This is a genomic window from Pseudoalteromonas sp. T1lg122 (assembly GCF_002964825.1).
Taxonomy (GTDB): domain Bacteria; phylum Pseudomonadota; class Gammaproteobacteria; order Enterobacterales; family Alteromonadaceae; genus Pseudoalteromonas; species Pseudoalteromonas gelatinilytica.
In genome coordinates, this window is sequence record NZ_PQCG01000032.1 from 428,022 (window position 1) to 450,316 (window position 22,295).

The window sequence follows — 22,295 nt, forward strand, 5'->3', positions numbered from 1 at the left end:
AATCTCTACCCAAACAACCAAGCTTTCACTTCGTCATAATTTTCTAAATACAAAGGTCTGACTAAGGGATTACTTTCCCTTATTTCCTTATCTATAAGGTGATACTGAATATAATACTCAGCCATAGCAGCTCTAACTTCTACAATGAAGCTATCCCCCTTCCCTTTGTCCATCATAATTACCTGTTTCTGAGATTCAGTTAAGGCGGGTTGCGGCGCGATTTTCAGTTTAATCATGGTCATCCAAGCTTCATCTTGTTCATACTGAACCTTAGACGGCTCATTCAGTTCCGCAGCAGTGATTCTACCAAGATGAAAGTCTCTAAATTCACTACGATATTCATCATATGCTCGGCAATGCCAACGAACACCACTATCAGCTAATGCAATAGGATGAATAATCCTTTCGATGCCATTAGGGTTGGTTAGAGAGTAATAAGTAGCCTTAACTGATAGCTTCTTGTTTATAGCTTGAGTTACAACCCTAACTATTTTTGGGTCAACGTTTCCAGTATGTAAAGGACCAAAATCGACAGCCAAAGCTCCCCAGTAATCGGATTTATATACTTGACTATTAATCCTTAAAAATGCCACATACTCCTGCCATGTTTCATCAATATAGTGACAGGTGAAACTAGAAGTTGGCTCATACTGTTTTAAGCTTTTATTATATTTCAATGAATTAGGATATAGGTCCCTATATTCCGTGAGGCTTTTAGTAATATTGCTAATGGTGACTTTAAATAATTTTGCCAACGTTGAAGCGTTTACAACCCCTTCCCAATACGCAAACATCTCGATTGCTTTTAGTCTTACTTCCTTTGTATTTAATCCTCCATTAATCATATGGTTTCTCCCACATTTTTAATTAACTTCAGGGGAACACCATGCGTGATTAGGTGTTCTTGTGTTATGGCCAACTTGTTATTTTCTAGGTTCTTTAAAACTTCTCTAATTTCATAGGGCGTATCAGGAGAGTTAAGTCTTCGTGTTAACTGTTCAAACTGATTCCCAAACTCCTCCAGCTTTGATTTGGCAATCACATCCTCAGGAAGTATGCTTGGAATGATCAGGTCGATCACTCTATGTTCAGCGAGCTTTAATGCCATGTCTATTCCCGCAGCATCATAGTCAAAGAACACTCCAACCTTAGTGTCTGGCCGAACTTTGCAAATTAACTCGTTTAAGTATTTTTGATTTTTACCATAACCGCGAAATACGGCGATGGCACTTTGATATTCAAGCGGTAAAGAAGGAATGACTAGCTCCCAATTTGTTATGAGTTCCCCATTTTCAACGATGATTAACTTACTTATCTTAGTGACATCAATATCGCGAAGCTTCATGGAATAGACAATATTTGGCTGTGCTTCGATTGCGTCTTTAATTCCAGGGATGATTCCTCTGCCCGTCATTGAGAGCATCACTTCAAAAACGCCTCCAGATGCCCATTTTTCATTACTAAAAAAGGCGGAAGCCTCAAGCCTAGTTTCCACATCTAAATCGATGTCTAAAATTGGCTTTCCCAATACCTTGTTAAAATAATTTTCTATTTCAATTAGGTTTGATGGTGTGAAATATATTTTTTTATTTCTGATTATGCCAATTTCGAGTTCTTGAACAATTGCACGCAGAACAGCCGATTCGCTGATTTGACTGGGAGATCTTCTGATTAAATTTTGGGCAGCTCTTATAGTCTTTTTATCTAGCTTCATGAGCAACCTTTCTGAAGAGTATGTCTTTGACATATATAGCCCCATCGAAAGGCGCTATAATTTCTCTAACTTCTTCCACCTCAGCTACTTTCAGTACTGCTTTTCTCTGGGCCTCAAAATAGCTCATGATCATCAACATCCAATCTTCTGGAGTAGACTCTACATTCAAATTATGAAATACAGCCATAGCGGATAGATCTTGGGTATACTCATCGTCGAAGATTGCATCAAAGAAAAACTCTACATTTTGTATGAGCGGGTCTAGCTCTTCAGCAATTTCTTCACCTCGACCATCTGTAATTTCTACCTTTTGCTCATCAACTCTTAATTCTAAGCTGGAACTCTTTGATTTTTTTAGAGCCGAGAGCGCCGCATTAATTAAGTGCTCTTCATCTTTTGCACTTTCCAAATCGGCGAAACCGCCTAGAGAAAGCTTATCCGCAATTGAGACACAAATAGGCAGATCAGACAAAGCTGAAATGCTAGGCCTATAGCCTGGCTCTGATACATACTTGTTATGAAAGGAGTCGATAAGTTTATTGAGCTTTTGAGCGCTTTTATCTTTCAATAACTTATCCAGCATTTTTACGAGTTTACGATTGCTGGCTGCCAAGTCTTTTAAGCATTTGTCTACATGCCCCTTAAGCGCTTTCATCAGTAACCTTTCAAGTTGGAGATCTAGTCCAACCCAATCACTCATTTTTTCAACACTCAGTTGAGCAAATACTAGGTTTAGTTTGGTAATTTCGTCCTTACATCTCGTAGTAAGTTTAATTTTTTCATCGATATCAAACGCCACGCTAAATTCGTCACCAATAACGTGATGGAACATATTTACTGTCTCAGTGAGTGTGTCCATGAGTTCCATGACGATTTCTCTTGTCTCATCAAAGAATCTTTCTCCATCATTAAATCGACGTGACTTTGCTTGTTTATAGCTTTGAATTGAATTTTCTAAATCATCAATTAATCCAGAAAAAGCACCATGCCTCTCTCTAAAGCGGTGCCTACTAGTCACATGATCGAGTAAACCGCGAACTTTACTATGGAGCTGTACTCCTAGGGACTCATCCAAGTAATAAGCCAGTCTATTTTTGCGAAGAGAGTCAATAACCTTCTCATTTTCTGGTGAATCTTCAATTTGCCCTCTAGCGACATAGCAAGACTCATCTACGATCTCTACGTGTTTATTAAGAGCTCGAATTGCAGCCTTTGAATCTTCTTTTCTTCCCATTAAAACAACTCCGTTTGTTGCTCTACAGATTCTTCCTCCTCGAAGCCGTCATACATTCGAATAAACTCTAGCTGATCATAAATCAGTGACCACTTTGCAGTAGCTATATACACTGAACCCGTATTACCAATGCTAGTGAAGTACTTTTCATTTTCTAAGAAGTTTAAAATAGAACGTAGCTTTGACTTCACCTCTGTAGATTTCTGCGCTCGATTAAATTGATGAGCAATATTGTCCAACTGCAAGTTAAGAGAAGAGGATTCCTCTATTGCTGACAACAATTCGGATTCATGTAACCTCATTCCTGCTTCAATTGGCCTAGACTCATTACCAGCATTTCTGACGAGCCTTAGCCAATTGATTAGGCCTTCCAAATTTACGATGACATTTTCAAAATGTCGTTCGACTGCATTTCTCTTTTTTGTTTCTTCAATGGAACTAAATACGCAGTAAAAACCTTTCTTATCTCTAGTTCTAACTACCTTTCGACCTATTCTATAGAGAAAATTATTAATGCTTTCTTCATGTCCCGAATTATCTAAATAAGCGAAGCCCTCTGGATTCGTGACTTCACAAATAATATTTTGACTCAGAAGCTCCTCTACGCAGTTCTCAAAGCGACTAGACATTAGCTTGCTCCTGTTCTTTTTCAGCTAATAGCTTAGATTTAAGCGGATTCTTTTTCTTAGCTTCGTTAGATACATATTTCTTAATTCCAAGATTTTTATCCACATGATTTTTCGTAGAAAAATATCTAAGAAGAACAACTGAAGGGTTAGGTTGGGCACAAAACAATGAGATGTTATTCTGATCCATAAAATCAAATAAAAGCATCACATTTTCATCTGACAATTCTCCAAGCTCATCTAAAGGCCAATGAATGGTAATGTTTCTGTCTTTACATAAATAACGAGTCATTCCACAGAAAACTACAATCACTGCTAGTTTGGATATACCGGTACTGCTTATATTCTTAAGATCTGCGTCTGTTCTGATATTTACAGGTCGACCATTTTCCGTCATAGAGATGTCAATATCTACCAATGAGTCTATTGAGCTAGAAATTTTGCTTTGTTTTAGCTCCGCTATTACATTGGAAAATGCCACAATGAACTCTTTTTCAGGCAAGCTTTCTCTTCCTGTTTCTCCCCATTTATTCCAAGCACTATTGAAGCTCCTGAGATCTCCCCAAAGGTCAAACTCATCGACTTTGGATACCAACTCCACTCTAATATTGTCTAATGCATTAAAGTTATTTGAAGTGTTAATCTCTTTAACCAGCTTCGAAGAAACATTTTTAACTTTTCTTTTTAGGCCATCGAGAGCTTGATAAAAGCGTATGTACCTTGCGCCCACAGTTTTTATTGACTCTAGTATTACTGCTTTGATGTCTGGTATCGACTCTTCAATTAGCCTCTTTACATCAGTAACACTTTCAATATGAAATTCTTCCGAAAATTTATCATGAGGAGACAACGCTATACGTTGCTCTTCCATGTTTTTCCAGATATGTAATACCTTATTGTTGGTACTGCCTGTACTCAGCAGTATGTCGCCAACTTTCTTAACAGCAGAACTGATTTTATGTCTAAGTTTATTAATTGAACTCAAGCATTCTTTCGAAGATTCAATCAGTAGTTCTAATGGGAATGATTCATCTAATTGGATTGGCTGGTGACCAATAGGAATCTTTTGTGTATGTAATTCTATAGATTCAAGAATAGAAATAATCGCTTTCTCTTCCTTTTCGAGCTTATCGTGCTGTTCGGCGAGGCTCTCAATATCATCGGTCAGGCTTTTTCTTGTTTTTTCATATTGCTCTTTTGCTAACTCAAGCTCTCTATGAGCCACTGAAGCCTTATCTAATAGGGCAGATAGCTGACTCTCGTAATTTTCTAATTTAACCCAAGCCGAACTTTCCCATAACCTATACTCCGAAATTTCCTTATCAAAAGCCTTAACTTCTCTATACTTGCTTTCAGATTGCTCTTTTCTTGTGCGGGCGGCATCAATTGTTGTGGGATCTATTTCCTTTTTCTTTAACTGACTATCGAAAGCAGCTTTTAAGTCGTCTAATCGTTTTTTTAGCTCTTCTTGGCTATTGGTAATAGAGTCATTTTTGACAGAAATCTCTTCCCGTAAAAGACCTATTTCTGCCGATGCATTTGCCCTAAATGCAAGCTTATCTTCCTGAAACTTAGCAGTTTCCACTTCTTTAATATTATTTGTTTCTAGCTCAAAGCTTTCGAGTTTTTTAGCCGACACTAAAATACTTACATTTATTTCTTTCTGTCGGCGTTCGATATTGCTATCGATTCGCTGTTTGGTCTTTTGTTGAAGCAAAGTACAAGTTTCTATTTCTTTCTTGATACGATGCTCTTCCCTCACTAAGCCATCAGCCTGTAGTTTTAACTTCTCGATTGATTTATTTTGATCATTCGCTTTTTTCTCAACCGCACCTATATCAGACTTAATATTTTCTATCTCTCTCCCTAACTCCTCTCTTCGTTGATTCAAAATATCATCAGATAAAGCTTCTTCAGGAGGCACTACATTTTCTAGGTTTATGCATAACCCAAATATGCTGTTTGTTTCAGCATCATCAGATACTTCAGGAGATAGTGTTCTGAAAGATAATAACTCGGGCCTCAAGACCTTACCTATAGACTCTCTCCAATCAACTATATTTTTATTAAGAAAGCTTCTTACGGTCCCATCGTCTGGATTTAACTGACGTGTTATTTCAACTCTTCTTTCTTCAGTATCTTCCAACTTTTTCTTTAGTCTTTTGATTTGCTGAAGCAAGTCCTCCCTAGCCACTTTTGCATCACGAACTTCAGCTTCACAAGTCGACTTTTTCTGGGCGATGTCGTATATAACGTAATTTTTTAAGGATTCAACTTTACTATTTAACTCTTTTAACTCCGAATCCTCAGTGTCTGTATACTTCCCTGCAATTTCATACTGAACTCGACAATTGTTCAATTCCTCAGACAATGACTTACTCAAGAGTGCTCTATCTTCGCTAACAGCTTCCATCTTTGAAGCAAATTCATCGCTCTTCTCTAGTAGCCTTTGTTCAGTAGCCACCTCAACTTCATGTAGTTTTTGGGTCAAGTCAGCAATTTTCTGGGTTTCAGCTTTCTCAAATTGTTCTGAAGCTTTTTCTACTTTACGTACATTTGCATCATAAGCTTGCGTCTCAGCGCTAGCTGAATCGAGCAGCTGCTTAAAGTGTTCGGCATCTTGCTCTGCTCTGAATTTAAACGCCTCTAATGAACCATACTCAGAAAGCTTCGTGGCAATATCGACTTTTTCATCCCACCTTTCACGCTCATCGTAAATACTATCGATAAGGTTTTTCTTCGTTTCAGCTTGATTGGTTAGCTCTTGGAATGTTGTATTGAGCACAGAAGTATCTTGGTTGTATTTTTGTTGTAGTTCACTTCTCTCAGATTTTAAACTTGAAATTCTCTTTGCCGCCTTCTCAAATTTATCTTTAACAGTGGCTAATTCCTGTTGAAGACTAGCTTGATAAGCAAGTAAGTAACTCCATGATTCTTTTAAAGCTTCATATTGGTGTATGGATTCAGAAAACTTATCTTTGTGCTTATCTAATTCAATTAATGATTCAATACTACTCACATACTCTGAGTCGTCTTTGTGATAAGGGGCCTCTCCGATTTCAATCTGATCTGTAAGAAAACTATCAACCACCATAAGTTTAAATTGAGCTAACAGTTTGTCATGTCTCATCAAAACCGATGCCAATGACTCAATATGCCTCATTTGTGAGTCATGAGTGCATAGAGAAAATTTATGAGCTTCCGGTGCCAAAGACGCTTGTGCTTTTCTTTTAACCCTTAAACGTTGCTTGTCGTTTTGTATGACCGAGCGATAATCAATACTGGTCGAAATTTGCTTTGAAACATCAAAGCTGCTTGCAACTACATCTTTCAACCAGTCTTTAACACTTGCAACTTTGTTCAAGGTATCTAATGTAACTTGATTAAACAGCGCTTCATTAGCTGAGCCATCAACAAACCTATAAGCCACTGCATCACGAGATCTATACAATACTGCACATTTGAGGCTACCTTCCTTCTTATACTCAAACACAATCATAGATAATTTTGTTGGCAAATAATGATCGACGAAAGATAACTTCCCAGCGGCCCTATCAACTACTTTGCTCGGCTCCATCCCATAAAAAACAGGTATTAAACTAAGTAAGGTTGTCTTACCGGCTCCATTTCCTCCAGTGTTATTTGTATGCCCCAAGCATTCAACTGGAGTTAGCCTACCTTTGAAGTATGAATGATGAAGATAAATTTGCTCTAACCCAGTTTCCATTTAAACACCCAGAAAATATATATATCGCTTTAATATACATCAAAACAATATATATGAAAGCTGTTTATTTAAACAGTATGATTTTTGAACACCTTGAAGAATGAGAACCAATAGTTACAACACATCAAACTTGCCTAGAACCTTAATGAATAACCGCCATGTATCACTGATTCGTTGTTTCTGACCTCGCTCACAGCCGAATTTCGTAAAAGTGCCAATATTAGAAATTTATCTATAATGAAAACATTCAACATACTTTAGGTTCTTATTCATGATTTTAACTGTTGGTAAAAATAGAACCCTCCCTCTACCTGATGAACTGTTAGAGGATGGCAAACTAAGCATCGGTGATATTTTACTGTGCACAGTCATGGAAGATAATCGTTCAATTAAACTTGAAAAATTTAAAGACCAAACATTAAGCGATGAACAAATCAAAGCGCAAGGTTCGTTGGCTAGGATCGAAGTATTGAACCCAAAATATTTTGAATAGAGAAGTCTCGCATCCAAAGCTCGCGTGTATGTTAATGACTTGCTATGAATCTTTTTGTATCCCATTTTATTGAATTTAGCCTTGGTGTCAGACTAAATCCGCTCTGGAACATTCCATAATGTCACTAATTTTTAAGGTTAGTTTTCAGTTGGGCTAGGCTTAAAAGTTGCCGCTAACTCTCCACTGCTGACGTTAAATAGCCGCAATGCAGCGCGAGCTGAAGATGTCGATTCAATACGAGCAAACAACTCTTCAAATTGCATCGCATCTCGGCGTTTTTCAAGTTGCTCGATCAAAGCTGGATCACCGCATTGATAAACATCTGGAATATCTAGGTTAATAACTTTATCTAAGAAGCGCTGATCTGTGTACTGCTCAATACGGCGCACATGTTCGTCTTCCATAACAAACACAACATCAGCCCATTCGAGCAGCTCTTCACTGCATAATGTTGTACTGTTTCGCTTGCACTCTTTCTCGCTCAAACCCGCTGAGCGATAGACGCGTAGTGGGTCTTTCACAGCAAAGTGGTCTTCAGCTGTCTTGCTGCGATTTAAATTCGATGTACATAAAAATAAGATATTCATTTTATGAATTCCTCTATCAGACTCTAGGCTCGCTCAGCCGCTTTTTGGAATAAACGCTGTGTCTCATCAAATAATGATGCGACATCTTGTTCTTTGAGCCAAAACGGAAGCATTAAATGTACAGTCGGAATATGTGTTTCAGGGCATATCCCAACATGAAGCACCTCTACTGCACCGTCTTCAACCATGCCGGACAGTGTCCGAAGCAATCGACGCATAATGAACACAAACTTATCGTCCACCAGCAAAGGGGTGTAAATAAGAACATTCGGAGAATGTTCACGAAGGTGCTGTTCAAGTGCAGTCGCATACATATGAGCCCCCTATAGCGATAAAAAACCTTCTATATAGAATGAGACAAAAAGAGGGAAAAATCTCGGAAGTGTCACTTAAATCTCGGAAGTGTCACTTAAATCTCGGAAGTGTCACTAAAATTTCGCAAAAAAATTGTTTAATGACTTTTTACGAACAAGCAGCAAAACGATTAAACACTCAAAAAACGAAGCTATCGCAACCTAATTAGTTCAAGTCTGTAAAATTCCCCATTAACAAACTTGAATAGCAGTAAAATCTAAGGAGAAAACCCATTAAACATAACCACGCATTATGGGCTCCCCCCCTTTTTGATAGGTTGAGAGGAAATTAGCCGCGAACAGTCCATTTTCGATAGTTTTCTGTATTTCCAATGTCACTCTTAAAAACCGAAGAAGCGAATACTCTACAAACAGAAAACACATGCAACAGGTCTCATATAATACATTGATTTATAAACCAATTACCAAAATTCACAGTTTTCCTGTCAAGCACTTTTTCTACCGTTTTGGTTACAAAACAAGCAAACGAACAACCTAAATCAATGACTTAGCAAATTCATGCTTGCAATTTTTTTTGAAATCATTAGTCTCTTATTTGGAGACAATAAAACATGTTTTTGGTGAGAGATAGGCATTAAAAACCTATTAATTAGCTGTTTGAGTTGCTTGTATCTTACTTAACTGGCTTTCTTCGCAACGCAGTTGCGGAATAACAAGATTAATTGATAACAATAAATAACTGTCTACCAATTTTAAAAAAATTACATTAGACCTCTGCTCCTTGGGCAATCAACATTTTAACTACCTAAAAACCGTTTTTTTCTTGGAACCGCCTCAGGCAAGCTGTCGTATAGCCACTCATGATCATTTTTATATAACCAAGCATAACTTGCTGAGCTCTCGGACCTAATGTCTTTGCGGGTGTTATATTTCTGTATTGACTCCATAATGTTTTGTCGATGCGTTTGACGGGCTTTGAAATAACGGATTTTCTTCCTTAGCAAAACTAGCTCAGGGTTACATGACAAAACTTGCTCAACCGCTCCTTTTGAAACTCCAACTTTTTGTGCAATAGATTCTGTAGATTCACCGGTAAATAATTTTCGCCAAATGGTACGTCTCACTAAATCATCTATAAATTGGGTTCTTCTATCAAAATCAATCTGATTAACTTGTGCCAATTTCTTAACGTAACCATGACTCACCTTACATTCGGCGGCAATACTTCTAATACTGGAACCTTTTTCCAATAATTCGATGATTTGCGCATCTGGCTTTTCTTCAACCTCCACTTGGAGCTGACCCTTTCTCATAGCCTCTGTATTTGGTTTGCAAGTATCGTCGAAGTCAAATGATTGGCTGAAAGACAAAAAGTCTTCTAGTGTGTCGAATAGATGCCCAATAATTAATAAGTGTTTTAAAGAGTGCAAGACCTTATCTCGCCCATATATGGCATTCGCAGGAAACTGCCAAGAATTACTCTGAGCTAAAATAGTTTTCACTTGAGCTGCATTACCTATCGGCTTCCAGTATGCCCTTAAGTCGGTTCGCCACCGTTTTAACCTAATACGAACTGTATGATTCTGAGTCGCTAGCTCTCTTTCTAATAACCTTCGCTTATATATATCCTTTAATGTTTCAAATGACCAAGCTGGGATTTTGAGTTTGAAAAGATCCTCACTCAACTGAGAAATTTTTAAAGCCTTAAACTCAGCATCAATAAAAGTTGTATTTATAGTAGGTGGTAACAATAGTTTTTTTCTATTTGTAAGTACGCTCATCAATGAACATCCATGATGAGTGCATGCTAGTACACCAGGTAATTGATGTTCAACATGCCAATAGATCCAGCCAAATTTCATCTCATCTTGTTGAACACACAATGGACAAAACTTTAATACACCTTCACGTTTAATGCGATTAGCCGTTAGCGACATTTTGGATTCTAAGTTCATATCACCACCAAAGGTCAGCAATCTCTCTGTCTGTTTAATTAAATTCAGGGGCATAAAATGTCGATACGCCGGAAATACGGTGTGGTTATTTATCAACTGTATGGAAGGGACACCTGACAACTCAGAAATGCGAGGTATAAAGCTAGGAAATTGGGCACTCCATTGTTTTGAAGTACAATCAAAATAATTAGCTAGCGAAGAACTTATTGTGGGATAACCGTCACTCAAACAGTGACGAATCAGATAGCTATATATCGTCTCTCCGGGAAGAATTAACACAAGACTTCTTCCCAGTAACGTTTAAAGAGAAGGCTTACCAATGGTGTGATTTTATCATTATTAAATACGAAGGAGCTTACTCTAAATGCAGGTCGTGTTGACTGAGGTTTATTGTTACTTAATGGAACAAGGTGATTTGAGAGCGTAAGTTTATCAAGCCATTGATTAAACATTTGCTGCTCTCTAAAAATTTGCTTTCGTTCAGCTACACTCCAAAATCGTTTTGCTTGAAAAATACCGTAGCGCTGTTTAAAGGTTTTCTGAATAGATTGGCGATTCAATTCAAAGTGACCGGTTAAAATGCCATCTGCGGCTTTTTCTATCCAAGTATCAATCTCACTTTCATTACGCTTGGCGTTCATTATCTTTTTGCAACAGGGACAGGAACCCACACTCATTGCCCTTTTAAGAATGGACGTCCAAGCAAAGTCACAATGATTACATTTAGACAGCAACAGTTGTTTATGAATACTGCAACGCTTCTTTAATGAAAATTGATGTTCCACATGCCAATATGGAAACCCATATTTATCTTCATCCTCTTTGGCACATTCTGGGCACCACTTCCAGCCCTTGTGGACTTGTTCGAGTTTCTCGTATGGAAGTCGTAACAGCTCAGGCTGTTTTAACTGCTGTTTGAGTAATTCATTCAAGTCCATACCGGCTAAATGTGAGTAAACATTTAATAACGTGTTCTCTCTAGCGATTTTTTCATAATACTTTGGCATGTATAACGACAAGATGTCGTTATACACAGGCCTCCAAAAACTATTATTGCCTAATATACTTACAGCTGGAGATATTCTTTTAGCTACTTTTATATACTCCTTCGGGCCCTGCAACACCGCATAACGCATTAAGCAACTTATTAAATGTTCATTAAGCATCGGCGCAGGAAAGTTTGGAATGGTCATGCCTACTGCCTTTTGTGTTCATTGCTTAAATCAGGAACTTCTTCGCGCCGTTGCTTAGGAGCTGATTCACTTTCCTCCGCCACCCAAATGCAGTTATTAGAATCATCTCTAACTAATAAGCTTTCCAATAACTTTTCATTACCGGTTTCCCCCAAGCGCTTCAACGCCTCACTCAAAGGACCAAATTGCTCAATAAACACAGCCTCTAATAAATCTTCTTCATCCATGTCATCTATACTCAAAGAAATACGATGATATAGCTGCGCTAAGCGTGTTATCACAGCTAACAACCCAGCAGTTAAAGTCGCCACTTTAATTTTGAATGAAGTGCTGAAGCCTTCAGGGTTGCGGCTAAGAGGTTGCGGGAAAAACGCAGAAAACAAGTTTTCAAAAAGCTCTGAGTCCACTGGAGCTAGTTCAAACACGTAAATTTGATCTGAGTATACTCGTCGAGTTGTAGTGATTGTGTCTAGTTCTGGTGAAGACAGTGCTGGTTGTGCGTCAAATAACTTAAGTCCTTCCGGTGTACAACTAATCATAGTCGGCACTGAGAGTTTATTAAATAACGCTTCTATTGCTTGTAGAGTTATGGAGTTTCGGCCAGAGCCGAACTTCAACATGAATTGCATCTCGTCTATATGTATAAAACCAATGTTATATTCTAAAATTAAAAGCTGTATTGCCGCATAATGATGTTCGATACTTTCAGATTTTCTCCCTTTCCAATCTTTGTAATAATTAGTGCCTATTGCCATGTCAATCGCTCTGAAAAATGCCAAAGCTAGTCCCTTTGGAGAATCACTTGCAGGCATATCGAAGCTTAACCATACAATCTGAGTCAGTCGTTGAGGGGTGTTGTCGAACTCGGGATGAATAATTACCTGTGGTATAGCTAATAAAGTACGTCGAATAGTAGTCGTCTTACCGCTGCCCGAAGGTCCTGTGACCACAGCGTTATTAGTGGAGGTAAGCGGGCTCAATGGCGCTACAATCAATTTTTCGTATATGGCGTCTTTATTCTTACCCTTAGATAATTCTGATAGTTCACGCTGAAACCTCGCCAGTTCAGGCTTACGAGGATCTCTATTGACATAACCAAATAAAATGGACGACATGATATCTTCATACAACTCGATGGACCAAGGGTGAAGAACATTGATACAGCTTAAACGTCGAAGGACCGTTTTTTGGTAAACTTTAGAGAGTTCATGAATATTTTCAGGAAGCTCAGGCACAAAGGGGATTTCATTGTTCAGTTGATTCCAATCTTTAACCTGAATTGCTCTGATTAATGGATTCTGGTTAAGCCATTCATCAGGATGGTCTTTATAAATAGCGTGTTCAATTAACACCGGGGTCGGAAAAGCTGGGTCAAAGAATTTCATTTACTTCTCCTGTTTATGTTTTGCAGAGGCTTGCAGTCGCGAATTTAAACTTTGCCGTTTTTTTGTTTTTTTAGGCTCAGCTGATACTTGATTGGTCTCGGGAGTCTTTGTAGTACTGTTAGAGGAATAATCAGACTCTATTTTTGAAATAGCCTGCTTATTCCGTTTATCAATATTGGCCTTATCAACCTTCGACTGCTCCTCTTTCCGCTCTTGAATACCTCGCTGACGAGATTTGACGGTATTTTCAGGCTGGTGTTTAATTTGCTCTAGATTTTGATTTAAAAGTACTTGTTGAAAGTGAGCTTTTTGCAATTCATGTTCGGCTTTTTTGCGCTTCGCAATATGCACTTCACGAGCTTCTTCTATTTGTCTGATTAATACAGCTTCCCAGCATTGATCTTTATAGCGCCTACTTTTGTCTGCTTTAATTTTCAAAGCAATGACTTCATTATCTGGTGTTTGATACCATATTGTATTTGTTGAAGTTCTAGACCACTTCACTGAAATAGAGAAGCGTCCAAAATTCTTTGCTTTGAAATACCACTTTACTTTATGTGCATACGGCGATGTGTAGTAAGCACCGTTAAAGTACACGCCTTGATCTGTCACCGAGGCTTCAGCTTCAGGTAGGCACGCTAACCGAATACGTCCCTCATCTTCTGATACAGTTGGCCTTCCACCAGCCATTTCCTCTTCTAGAAAGTAATCGTAAATGGCCTGAGGGGAGAAACCCACATGTGACTTTGCTGCTTTAAAGTCATGGTGCTCTTTTCTAATCGCCGTATGGTTGTAATAAATGACTTCACTAATTATTGCGCAATAAAGCGTATCCAAATCCCATACTGCATTTTGTGAAGGATCTTGCTCTTCGCGCCTGACTTCATAAACAGCTCCAGGCTGATAATGAATAAAGCTATCATTTAAAACACCAAACTTCCTTTCAGAAACCGCCTTTGCGACCCCCATAAAGCTTCTAGTTTTTTGCCATTCATTGATCCCAAGATTCGCTTTTAATAAAGATGATATATTGCCAAGAGAGTATTCACCTCCATTGTCTGAATTCAAAGAACAGCACAAGTGATGACAAGGCCAATCATTAGGGCCTATTTTTAATCCGTATCGGGCAGCAAATGAAACTTTGTCCATAAATGCATTCACTAGAGCTTCTGCTGCTCCAGCCCAATCAGGCCCATGAAACCCTATATAGATACCAACTATGCAAGTAGAAAAAACATCCACAACTACATACAGCACTGCTCGCCCCATCGATAACCGCTCATTATCCGAATAGGGGTATCGAATATGGATATCCATGCTAGTAGCATCTATTTCATATAGGTCTGTTGGACCGATTAAAAGCCCCCATGTAGAACCACTTCGCTCAGCATAATCTTTATCGAAAGTAACTTTGCCTTTTGATGCAATGATTTTGTCTTCTTCAGTCAGAAATTTTTGGAAATGGTAATAAAACTGACCTTCTGACAAACATTCATTATCGTTGTTCCATACTAGTTGTTTATTCGTTCCGTAAGGAGTTTTCTCATCGATAAATCGACACTCATTTTCCCGCCGATACATTAACCTTGCCCGAGAAGTAATATTTTTTCGATTAGAACTAAGAGCAGCTCTAACAATTTTTTTAATTTTCTTTATTTCTTTTTGGGTGATGCCTGGAGCGACAGAATAGACAGGCTGAGGTTTGTGGCTCGGTAACTTGGACGGTATTGTTTTTCGTCCTCTCTTTACATTACTCTCTCCACGCTCTTCAGGGATGAAGTAATTACTGCCACAGTTTTGATAATCAAACGGTAAAAGTGCATTATTCACGCAACCATATGTAATATAACGATTCAGTTGACGGTAATAATTACTCGATTTTTTCCATTGGCTACAATTACTTAATAGTTCATTTATCTGTTGACCTACACCGTTACCATAAAGATATTCACGCACAGTTTCTTCATTCAATAATGAAGAAATATACTTGAGCTTTTTGTCGCGTTTTTTTATCCAGTTATCTTTTCCGTTGGCTAGCAACTTATCATCATCAAAGTTAATCCATTTTGGTAGCATCTCAATGGTGCGTTTTAATTTGTTATCTTTGATGTACTGAGCAAAATCATCGAATTGGAAAACAGTTGGTTTACAGATTGGTTTTTTATCTTCTAAGCGTACCAAATCAACTACTGCGACTTGCGCTAAATCTTTTGCTACATGACAAACTTTAAGCTGGATAGTTTGGTTAACATCGCTAAATACTTCATTAACGCTAAACATTACATGTTCACCGCTAGAGGCTCTGATAGCCTTATGGGATATTCAATATTAAGATTAAATTCATGGTGAAATGCTGCAAACTGAAAGATAGCCTGAGCATCCCGAAAAGAGGTGCCTAAACACTTGCACACATTATTTAAGTGCTCTTCTAACCATAATCGAGGATTATTCAAATAACTTTGGATAAAGTACTCTTTGAACCGTTTTAATTCTGCATGCTCAACGTTTAAGTCATGCCGCATCTGAAACCAAGTGATATTTTGAACCGCGATTTTTGATGAATCTCGCTCGGTTCTTTGAACAAACTCAACACCTTTTTCATCCCAGTAAGTTTTTTCAATTAAGGCCTTTTGCCAGGTTCGCCAACTTTTCCGCACAACCAATTGATCATTTACATATTCATAAATTACATCCCAATACTTGAAGTTAGCCGCCTGCTGATAAACTTCTCCGGTTTCTAAATCTACTCGGTCAACAAGTAGGTCAGTGGTCATGATGTAAAGCTCTTTAGTCTTCCAGTTTCGGGGATGAATAACCTGTAAAGACTCCGCAATTTCTAAGGTTTTGGGTAAATGAAGAGGAAACTGCTCACGAATTCCAACAACATCCGGTTGGTAAATTAAGAATTTATAAGCATTGGCCTCACCATCAGAGAGAAGGTGAACGAGGCGCTTTTGAATGGGGCAGTAGTATAGGTGACGACGACTGATCGAATTTACATCATCGACTTTAACAAATGGTTTGTAGTACTGGAATGGATGTTCGTACTTGCCTTTACGAGCTTCATCAATTCGCTTTTTCCATTCTCTAAGTTTAATTAACTCTTTTTGATTAATTCTGTAATTAACTTTACCCATACAACCTGTAGCCACCTAATATTTCTATAGCTAAACATATATATGAGATAAAACAAAAGATCAAAAATAACAATCAAATTCAATAACTTATATAATATATCAATAAATATAAGGACTGTCATTTTTATATTTTCATGTTATTGATTTCACTTAGAATCGCGTTTTTGGCATTTTGTATTTTTATGGATATTAATAGCTAATATGAATATAAATATTTTTTATTGAACCAAATGTTCTAAAGAAAAGTTAATTTTTTGTTAAATAAGAAAGTTGATTTAACGGATGACAACACAATAAAGCAAAGAGATTAAAATAAAGAAGCCGATTTAGAATAAGAAAATAATAAAAACAAACTTTTCAATTACATGATTGAATTGCTGTGATTTGATCTGCGCATAAGAGTCCAGAGCAAATTGAGAAGATAGTTACTTTTACATGTCTGACCAAAATATTTTAATCAACTAACTTCTCTTTACTATTTATACACTGCCAAATGGGCTCTTCATCTTCCCACCAAACTAGACTAATAAACATGTTTTCATGGTACTGAAAGGCGTGTTCATGAACTGTTGCATCATCTGCCCAACCTTCTCTGCACCACACGCTGCCATCTACTTCACCAGCACTAGATTTAACACCATTGAATATCAAATCATGAATCTTCGATCCTTGCGGTGCTGTATTGGTAGGAAAGAAGCTTCCAGGCAAAATACTATTTTTGTGGAACAGATATCGGCTGCCATCTTTACGATAGATAACAAAGTGGCCCATGTGATGATCGCTGGTAATAACACGACGCATGGTCATCATAAAGCTTGTGTCGAAGGCTGACTTAACAGAACTCATTAAGTCTAAGTCGAGGCGGCTACCTGTTAAATGGTCTTTCAACAAGTAACTCGGCACAAGCAGTTCAGACGCATAACTATTGGCAATGTTTTCACGATGTTTAGATACGCCGCTAGGATTCTCCATATCACTGTGTGAGCACAAGTTGCCGACTTTTCCTCGATCTCTGAACCAATGACCAAGCTCATGTCCAACTGAAAAGCGCTTTCTCGGTGTATCGCTGGCTGAATTGACAGTGATAGTCGCTTTATCCCCTGCGCCAATAATCATTGCTTCGCAACCATTTAGAGGTCTTTCTAATACGATTGCCTGATGTTCATATGCAATTGCTTCAATATCTATTTCTTTTGGCTCTGAAATTGCAAATTCGTCTATGTATAACGATTCGACAAAATCCTTAATTATCTTTATCGTCAAATTCAATCACTCCCATAGCTATCAAGTTTGCAACTATCTGATTTGCATCTTCATCTTTGAATTCTTTGCCCTCTCGAAAGGCTAATGTTAGATTGTCTGGCAGCTTTTGTTGTATTAACAGTTCAATAAGAACCTCTTTGGCATCTTTCCCTTTCTTCGCCAAATACCCTGCTACGTCAACTATTTCATGTTTTTTCTTTTCAGCCTCTAATTTTGCTCTTGCTTCCGTAAGCCTTACTTTTTTGTAATGCTGTTTGCACTCTTTCACACGATGCAGAAAACGTGCTTGAGTCACATTGATTTCATTAGAAGTTAGCTTGTGTTCAGCAATAAGCTCACTAATGGGACTGTTGGCAATATGCTCGATCATGATATCGTCGAGCAAATTGTTCATCTCTTTGTTAGCCATCATCCAGCCTCCTTTAAGTACTTTTGTCCATTCCTTACAATACGCCTACGAGTTGTGTCATAGGCAGTTTCGTCACCTGCAAATACTGACTTCACAATTTCTAATTTATTCTGGCCTTCCTGTGTAGCGGCCAAAAATCTCATAGCATCATCATCCTGACTAAAGATACTCATCAAAATTCCCCATCTTGGGTCGGTACCTTCTTCACTATCACCATTGGTATCGGCGATTGTTTCGCAGTAACCATCAATTGATTCTGAGTGTTTAAAAACCTTTTCTGGATTTCGTTCAGCTATTCCGTTGCAAATACTCCGAATCACATTACCAATTGTGACTGTAAGGGGGATATCTTTCGGCACATGCCTGGTATCGCCGAGAATCCGCATTAATGCTTCGTTGAATACCTCATCAGCTTCAACTGTCAGTCCTGACTTTTTTACAAGGCACTTAGACAAGATTGTGGTTCTTGTTAGTACCTCATCAGTATTTGACTCCAGCGCCTGCAAAATTTCATCGACCGTGTAGTAGTCGTAGTCCTTCATTTGCTACTCCCTAAGACGGACAAAAATAATTTTCTGGACATTGTCCAGTTTTAAACCTGAGTTCCGCCTTATTAGGTGTAAGGCAAAACTGCACGTTTGGATGTTACCCAATTAATTTGGAAAAATAATTTTCTGAACAATGTCCAGTTTCTGACCATCGTTCCGCCTTTGTAAATAGGACAGAACTGAATATTTAGATGTTACCTAATTAATGAGGATAAAAATATATGCCAAACGCAAATACGCATATGTTGGTTGGTGCTGGAGTGAGCATGACCGCCGCTCTACTGGATGAGAAAAAGCATTCAGTTAGCCATCATATTGCCATTGCTCCTGCTGTTGGAGCCTTAATGGGAAAGCTGCCGGACATCTTAGAGCCTGCATTTCATCCCAATCACAGACAGTTTTTCCATGGTGTGACTGTACTGACAATGCTGACCACTTGTGTAGTCAAAGCTTATCGGTGGTCCCCTGAAGAGTCGTCCGAAAAATTTATCAGGGGGTTAATGTTGATTGCTGGGGTAGCTTACCTCAGTCACTTAATATGTGATGCTTCAACGCCAAAGGGCCTTCCTTTGCTTGGGAAACTTTGATGGAGGTAGGCCATGACTGCGCTATTTACTAATGCCCGAGGGTTAAGCGAGCACAAAAAATCCATGTTGGTGGAGATGTTGGACTCGGTATTTGACAACCTCGACCTTACTAAAACACAGCGAGAGAGAATTGAAACAGCCTATAAAGCTGTTGGTAATTATCTAGCGAGCTGCGACCATCCTTTACTGAAAGATACTCAGATATACCCTCAGGGGTCCATGAGGTTGAGAACAACAAACAAGCCATTATCTCAGGAAGAGTTTGACGTAGATCTCATCCTGTTTTTGCCACACGCGGGATATGCGACACGAGACGAAATTGTCAAAGTGGTTAAACAACATCTATTGGATAACGATGTATATAAGGACCTCGTGGAAGATCTACCAAGGGGTCTTCGGATTAATTACAAAGGCGATTACCACTTAGACATTACGCCTGCGAAGAAATATAACCTTCCGAGATCGCAGGGCCATCCACTGTGGGTAGTTGATAAACATACTGGCTTCAAAGAGTCCAACCCAGAAGGGATGGCTCAAGGGTTTGATGAAGCCTGTTCCATGCTACCAGTAATACGTAGAAGGCATGTATTTCTAGAGGCCTTGAACAAATCCGTTACCGAGTTACCTGATCAGTCAAAAAAGAAGCCGCTCAATCGGATTATCCAAATTTTGAAACGCCATCGAGATGTTTGGTCTCAGCAAGACGGAAATTTACACGCTGATTTCAGACCAATCTCTGTGATAGTTACAATGTTAGCCAGTTTAGCCTACGTAGAGGTCGTAAAGTCAGGAAGAGAATATGACAACGAGCTTGACTTGATCCTAGACGTTATCGAACTGATGCCTCTACATATTGAGAGCAGTTTTGATGAGATCCTTATTACAAATCCCACGATGAGACCTGAAAACTACGCTGAAAAGTGGAATCGTGTCGAAAAGCTAGAGGGACAAAAATACCGGAAGGCATTTTATGCTTGGCACCAGGCAGCTGTAGATACGTTTGAGAGTCTGGCGGATGCCAACAATCAAGGTATGGATAACGTTTTCGCGGCGCTTTCCGGTGCATTCGGACAAAGGCCTGTACTTGCCGCCAAAGACCAAATTATCAAATCCTTAAATGCAAATAGGAACAATGGAAATCTAGGCGTTGCACTGGGTACGGGGGCGATAACAGCAGCCATCGCAGGAAAAGCACATTCGGCTTCGCGAGTTGTTACCCCTGTTGTGCCGGTTAAAAGGAATCAGTTCTATGGGGACTGACCCTTCGTTCTTAAGGAGGCTGGAGCAGCCTATAATTGGTATACGCGAACAGTATCTGGCTCTGAAGCAGTTTTGCCCTGGAACAGTAATGATTTCTGATAATGACAAAACGGTTCAGTGGGAGGGAAAGATTCAGCCACTGCCATTTTCTAGGGAATACCAGGTGGTTATTCGATATACCCTCAGTCATCCTCCCGTTTGTGTAGTTAGAGATCCTGATTTATCAACCTTGGCTCAAGGCCGAAAGATACCTCATATCTATCAGAATCAAACTGGTATTAAAGGCATTCAACTCTGCCTCTACTTACCAGTGGTTAAACAAAAGAACAAAGTCAGCGAATGGCAACCAACAATGTTTTTGGCAAACACAATTCTGCCGTGGGCTTCTATGTGGCTAGTGTACTTTGAGTTCTGGTTATCCAGCGGTGAATGGGACGGCGGCGGTATTGAACATGATGTGATTGAAGAGAGCGGAAGATGAAAGAAGCTATCAGTTATTTTGTTAAAAAAGCGGCAGATTGGCTATTTAGGAAGCGTTCACCTGCATTGAAGGTTTTCAGGGCCGGGGTTTACTTGTTACCCCTGACGTTAGCTGGGGGTTGGGCTATTTCGGTCATGTACAAAGATGCAGAGAGAACCTTGTCGTTGGGCTATCAATCTTCAAGCTCAGCGCAGTTTATTATAGGTATTTGTTTATTCGTTGAAATCGGGTTGATTGTGTTCGGGGCTTTTTGGGAATACCAGCGTTATCGGGACGAAAAAAAGCGGAACGACAAAAAGAAAACCATAGTCATCGAACAGAGAGGCTTAGTCGATACATCGGATTCACCATTAAGTGAGTTTATAAAAAACAAGTGTTCATGGCGGGTCGAATCAATAGTCAATGACATCCGAGAAAAGATTACTGATAACGTAATCACTAGACCTGATGTGGCGTTAGCTAGAGTTAATAATTTGAAAATGAGTCTGTCAGAGAAGACGGCTCAGTCAGCGGCGTCTGATATTTCAATCTCCTATGGCGGAGTTTCGCCAGTTCCATTTACGTTTTATACCGGCTACCTGCTGGATGATGAAAGCCAAATCTCTGTTTATGACTGGGATAGAGATATTGCGGACTGGCGAGGACTGGATGGTGTTGACGACGGCGAGCAATTCACCATTGAACCCTCATCGGTCAAAGGTAATTCCGTTGTGCTCGCTGTCTCGGTGTCATACCCCGTTGATAGGCAGGCTATTGCTTCGGTTTTCTCTGGGTTGCCGGTTCATTGTTTGTCGCTACTTTCACTAGACAGAAACAACCACTGGTCGAAACAAAAACAAGACCGTCTAAGCGGGGAATTCCTTGAATATTGCAAAGAACTGCTGGGGCAAGGGGTAGAACACATTCATTTGGTGTTGGCCTCACAAAACAGTGTGGCGTTCAGATTTGGACAGGCCTATGACAAACGCAATCTGCCCAGCGTATCAGTTTATCAATACGAACGTCACCAATCGGTAAGATATCCCTGGAGCTTGCTCATTCCCCATGAAGTAGGTGGAATACCGTCAGTCGTTCAAACTGAATTCAAGCATGTCGCTTGATGTTTAACCGTGGAAAAAGGAGTCAATTATGACTAACAAAAAACAAAGTTCATCAAAGATGGCATCATTGGCTTCGTCTGTACTGACGGACAATGGTTCATCTCAAATTCAAAAAACCTTAGCAGGCTCAGTTCTCAGTCAAGCTGGTACATCTCACCAGACCGGGGCTGAAATGGAAAGCGTGGCGTCGGCAGTATTGCAAAGTGACAAGTACAGCGAGACGACCAAGTCTCTGGCTGCTTCGGTGCTATCACAATCAGATAAAAAACGTTAGCAAGTTAG

At 39.1% G+C, this 22,295-nt stretch carries 21 protein-coding genes; 6 read left to right on the forward strand and 15 right to left on the reverse strand.

What is annotated here, in order from left to right:
- Window positions 1–5 precede the first annotated feature (5 nt).
- Genes C2M33_RS14365 through C2M33_RS14385 form a run of 5 tightly spaced genes read right to left on the reverse strand, consistent with a single transcriptional unit; the run spans window position 6 to window position 7,301 of the window.
- Window positions 6–845 (reverse strand): helix-turn-helix transcriptional regulator, encoded by an 840-nt coding sequence (locus C2M33_RS14365; protein ID WP_105174754.1) that lies wholly within the window; start codon window positions 843–845, stop codon window positions 6–8.
- Window positions 842–1,714 carry a DUF7281 domain-containing protein gene (locus C2M33_RS14370; protein ID WP_105174755.1) on the reverse strand — a complete coding sequence of 291 codons (873 nt, stop codon included), beginning with the start codon at window positions 1,712–1,714 and terminating at the stop codon, window positions 842–844. The genes C2M33_RS14365 and C2M33_RS14370 overlap by 4 nt, the downstream gene beginning before the upstream one ends.
- Window positions 1,701–2,948 (reverse strand): hypothetical protein, encoded by a 1,248-nt coding sequence (locus C2M33_RS14375; protein ID WP_105174756.1) that lies wholly within the window; start codon window positions 2,946–2,948, stop codon window positions 1,701–1,703. Before C2M33_RS14375 ends, C2M33_RS14370 begins: the two co-directional genes overlap by 14 nt.
- Window positions 2,948–3,577: a hypothetical protein gene (locus tag C2M33_RS14380; protein ID WP_105174757.1), complete on the reverse strand. Its 630-nt coding sequence runs from the start codon at window positions 3,575–3,577 to the stop codon at window positions 2,948–2,950. Before C2M33_RS14380 ends, C2M33_RS14375 begins: the two co-directional genes overlap by 1 nt.
- Complete coding sequence (locus C2M33_RS14385) at window positions 3,570–7,301, reverse strand: ATP-binding protein (RefSeq protein WP_105174758.1); 3,732 nt, start codon at window positions 7,299–7,301, stop codon at window positions 3,570–3,572. Before C2M33_RS14385 ends, C2M33_RS14380 begins: the two co-directional genes overlap by 8 nt.
- Window positions 7,302–7,572: 271 nt before the next feature.
- On the opposite strand from C2M33_RS14385, the gene C2M33_RS14390 reads away from it, so the two are divergent.
- Window positions 7,573–7,794, forward strand: a complete 222-nt coding sequence (locus C2M33_RS14390) for a hypothetical protein (RefSeq protein WP_105174759.1) — start codon at window positions 7,573–7,575, stop codon at window positions 7,792–7,794.
- A gap of 137 nt (window positions 7,795–7,931) precedes the next feature.
- Here the strand turns inward: C2M33_RS14390 and C2M33_RS14395 are convergent, their stop codons facing one another.
- From C2M33_RS14395 to C2M33_RS14440, 10 genes are all read right to left on the reverse strand, one after another.
- On the reverse strand, window positions 7,932–8,381 hold the full coding sequence (locus C2M33_RS14395; protein ID WP_199776372.1) for a hypothetical protein: 450 nt from the start codon (window positions 8,379–8,381) through the stop codon (window positions 7,932–7,934).
- A gap of 23 nt (window positions 8,382–8,404) precedes the next feature.
- Window positions 8,405–8,695, reverse strand: a complete 291-nt coding sequence (locus C2M33_RS14400; RefSeq protein ID WP_105174760.1) for a hypothetical protein — start codon at window positions 8,693–8,695, stop codon at window positions 8,405–8,407.
- 797 nt (window positions 8,696–9,492) lie between these two features.
- Window positions 9,493–10,929: a TnsD family Tn7-like transposition protein gene (locus C2M33_RS14405; RefSeq protein ID WP_105174761.1), complete on the reverse strand. Its 1,437-nt coding sequence runs from the start codon at window positions 10,927–10,929 to the stop codon at window positions 9,493–9,495.
- Window positions 10,923–11,843 carry a TniQ family protein gene (locus C2M33_RS14410; RefSeq protein ID WP_105174762.1) on the reverse strand — a complete coding sequence of 307 codons (921 nt, stop codon included), beginning with the start codon at window positions 11,841–11,843 and terminating at the stop codon, window positions 10,923–10,925. The genes C2M33_RS14405 and C2M33_RS14410 overlap by 7 nt, the downstream gene beginning before the upstream one ends.
- Window positions 11,844–11,845: 2 nt before the next feature.
- Window positions 11,846–13,228 carry an ATP-binding protein gene (locus tag C2M33_RS14415; RefSeq protein ID WP_105174763.1) on the reverse strand — a complete coding sequence of 461 codons (1,383 nt, stop codon included), beginning with the start codon at window positions 13,226–13,228 and terminating at the stop codon, window positions 11,846–11,848.
- Window positions 13,229–15,508 (reverse strand): hypothetical protein, encoded by a 2,280-nt coding sequence (locus tag C2M33_RS14420; RefSeq protein WP_105174764.1) that lies wholly within the window; start codon window positions 15,506–15,508, stop codon window positions 13,229–13,231.
- A complete protein-coding gene (locus C2M33_RS14425; RefSeq protein ID WP_105174765.1) occupies window positions 15,508–16,365 on the reverse strand; it encodes a TnsA endonuclease N-terminal domain-containing protein in 858 nt (285 codons plus the stop codon). Before C2M33_RS14425 ends, C2M33_RS14420 begins: the two co-directional genes overlap by 1 nt.
- Window positions 16,366–16,818: 453 nt before the next feature.
- Window positions 16,819–17,628 carry an ImmA/IrrE family metallo-endopeptidase gene (locus tag C2M33_RS14430; RefSeq protein ID WP_105174766.1) on the reverse strand — a complete coding sequence of 270 codons (810 nt, stop codon included), beginning with the start codon at window positions 17,626–17,628 and terminating at the stop codon, window positions 16,819–16,821.
- Window positions 17,609–18,040, reverse strand: coding sequence for a hypothetical protein (locus C2M33_RS14435; protein WP_105174767.1), 432 nt, complete (start codon window positions 18,038–18,040; stop codon window positions 17,609–17,611). The genes C2M33_RS14430 and C2M33_RS14435 overlap by 20 nt, the downstream gene beginning before the upstream one ends.
- A complete protein-coding gene (locus tag C2M33_RS14440) occupies window positions 18,037–18,579 on the reverse strand; it encodes a hypothetical protein (RefSeq protein WP_105174768.1) in 543 nt (180 codons plus the stop codon). Before C2M33_RS14440 ends, C2M33_RS14435 begins: the two co-directional genes overlap by 4 nt.
- A 227-nt stretch (window positions 18,580–18,806) precedes the next feature.
- Between C2M33_RS14440 and C2M33_RS14445 the strand changes: the two genes are divergently transcribed.
- From C2M33_RS14445 to C2M33_RS14465, 5 genes are all read left to right on the forward strand, one after another.
- A complete protein-coding gene (locus C2M33_RS14445; RefSeq protein WP_105174769.1) occupies window positions 18,807–19,172 on the forward strand; it encodes a metal-dependent hydrolase in 366 nt (121 codons plus the stop codon).
- 12 nt (window positions 19,173–19,184) lie between these two features.
- Window positions 19,185–20,432, forward strand: a complete 1,248-nt coding sequence (locus C2M33_RS14450; RefSeq protein WP_105174770.1) for a nucleotidyltransferase domain-containing protein — start codon at window positions 19,185–19,187, stop codon at window positions 20,430–20,432.
- Window positions 20,433–20,520: 88 nt separating this feature from the next.
- Window positions 20,521–20,913: a hypothetical protein gene (locus C2M33_RS14455; protein WP_233999221.1), complete on the forward strand. Its 393-nt coding sequence runs from the start codon at window positions 20,521–20,523 to the stop codon at window positions 20,911–20,913.
- Window positions 20,910–22,013, forward strand: a complete 1,104-nt coding sequence (locus tag C2M33_RS14460) for an SAVED domain-containing protein (protein WP_105174772.1) — start codon at window positions 20,910–20,912, stop codon at window positions 22,011–22,013. Before C2M33_RS14455 ends, C2M33_RS14460 begins: the two co-directional genes overlap by 4 nt.
- A gap of 28 nt (window positions 22,014–22,041) precedes the next feature.
- Entirely contained in the window at window positions 22,042–22,287 is a 246-nt protein-coding gene (locus C2M33_RS14465) for a hypothetical protein (RefSeq protein ID WP_233999222.1), read from the forward strand.
- Window positions 22,288–22,295 lie beyond the last annotated feature (8 nt).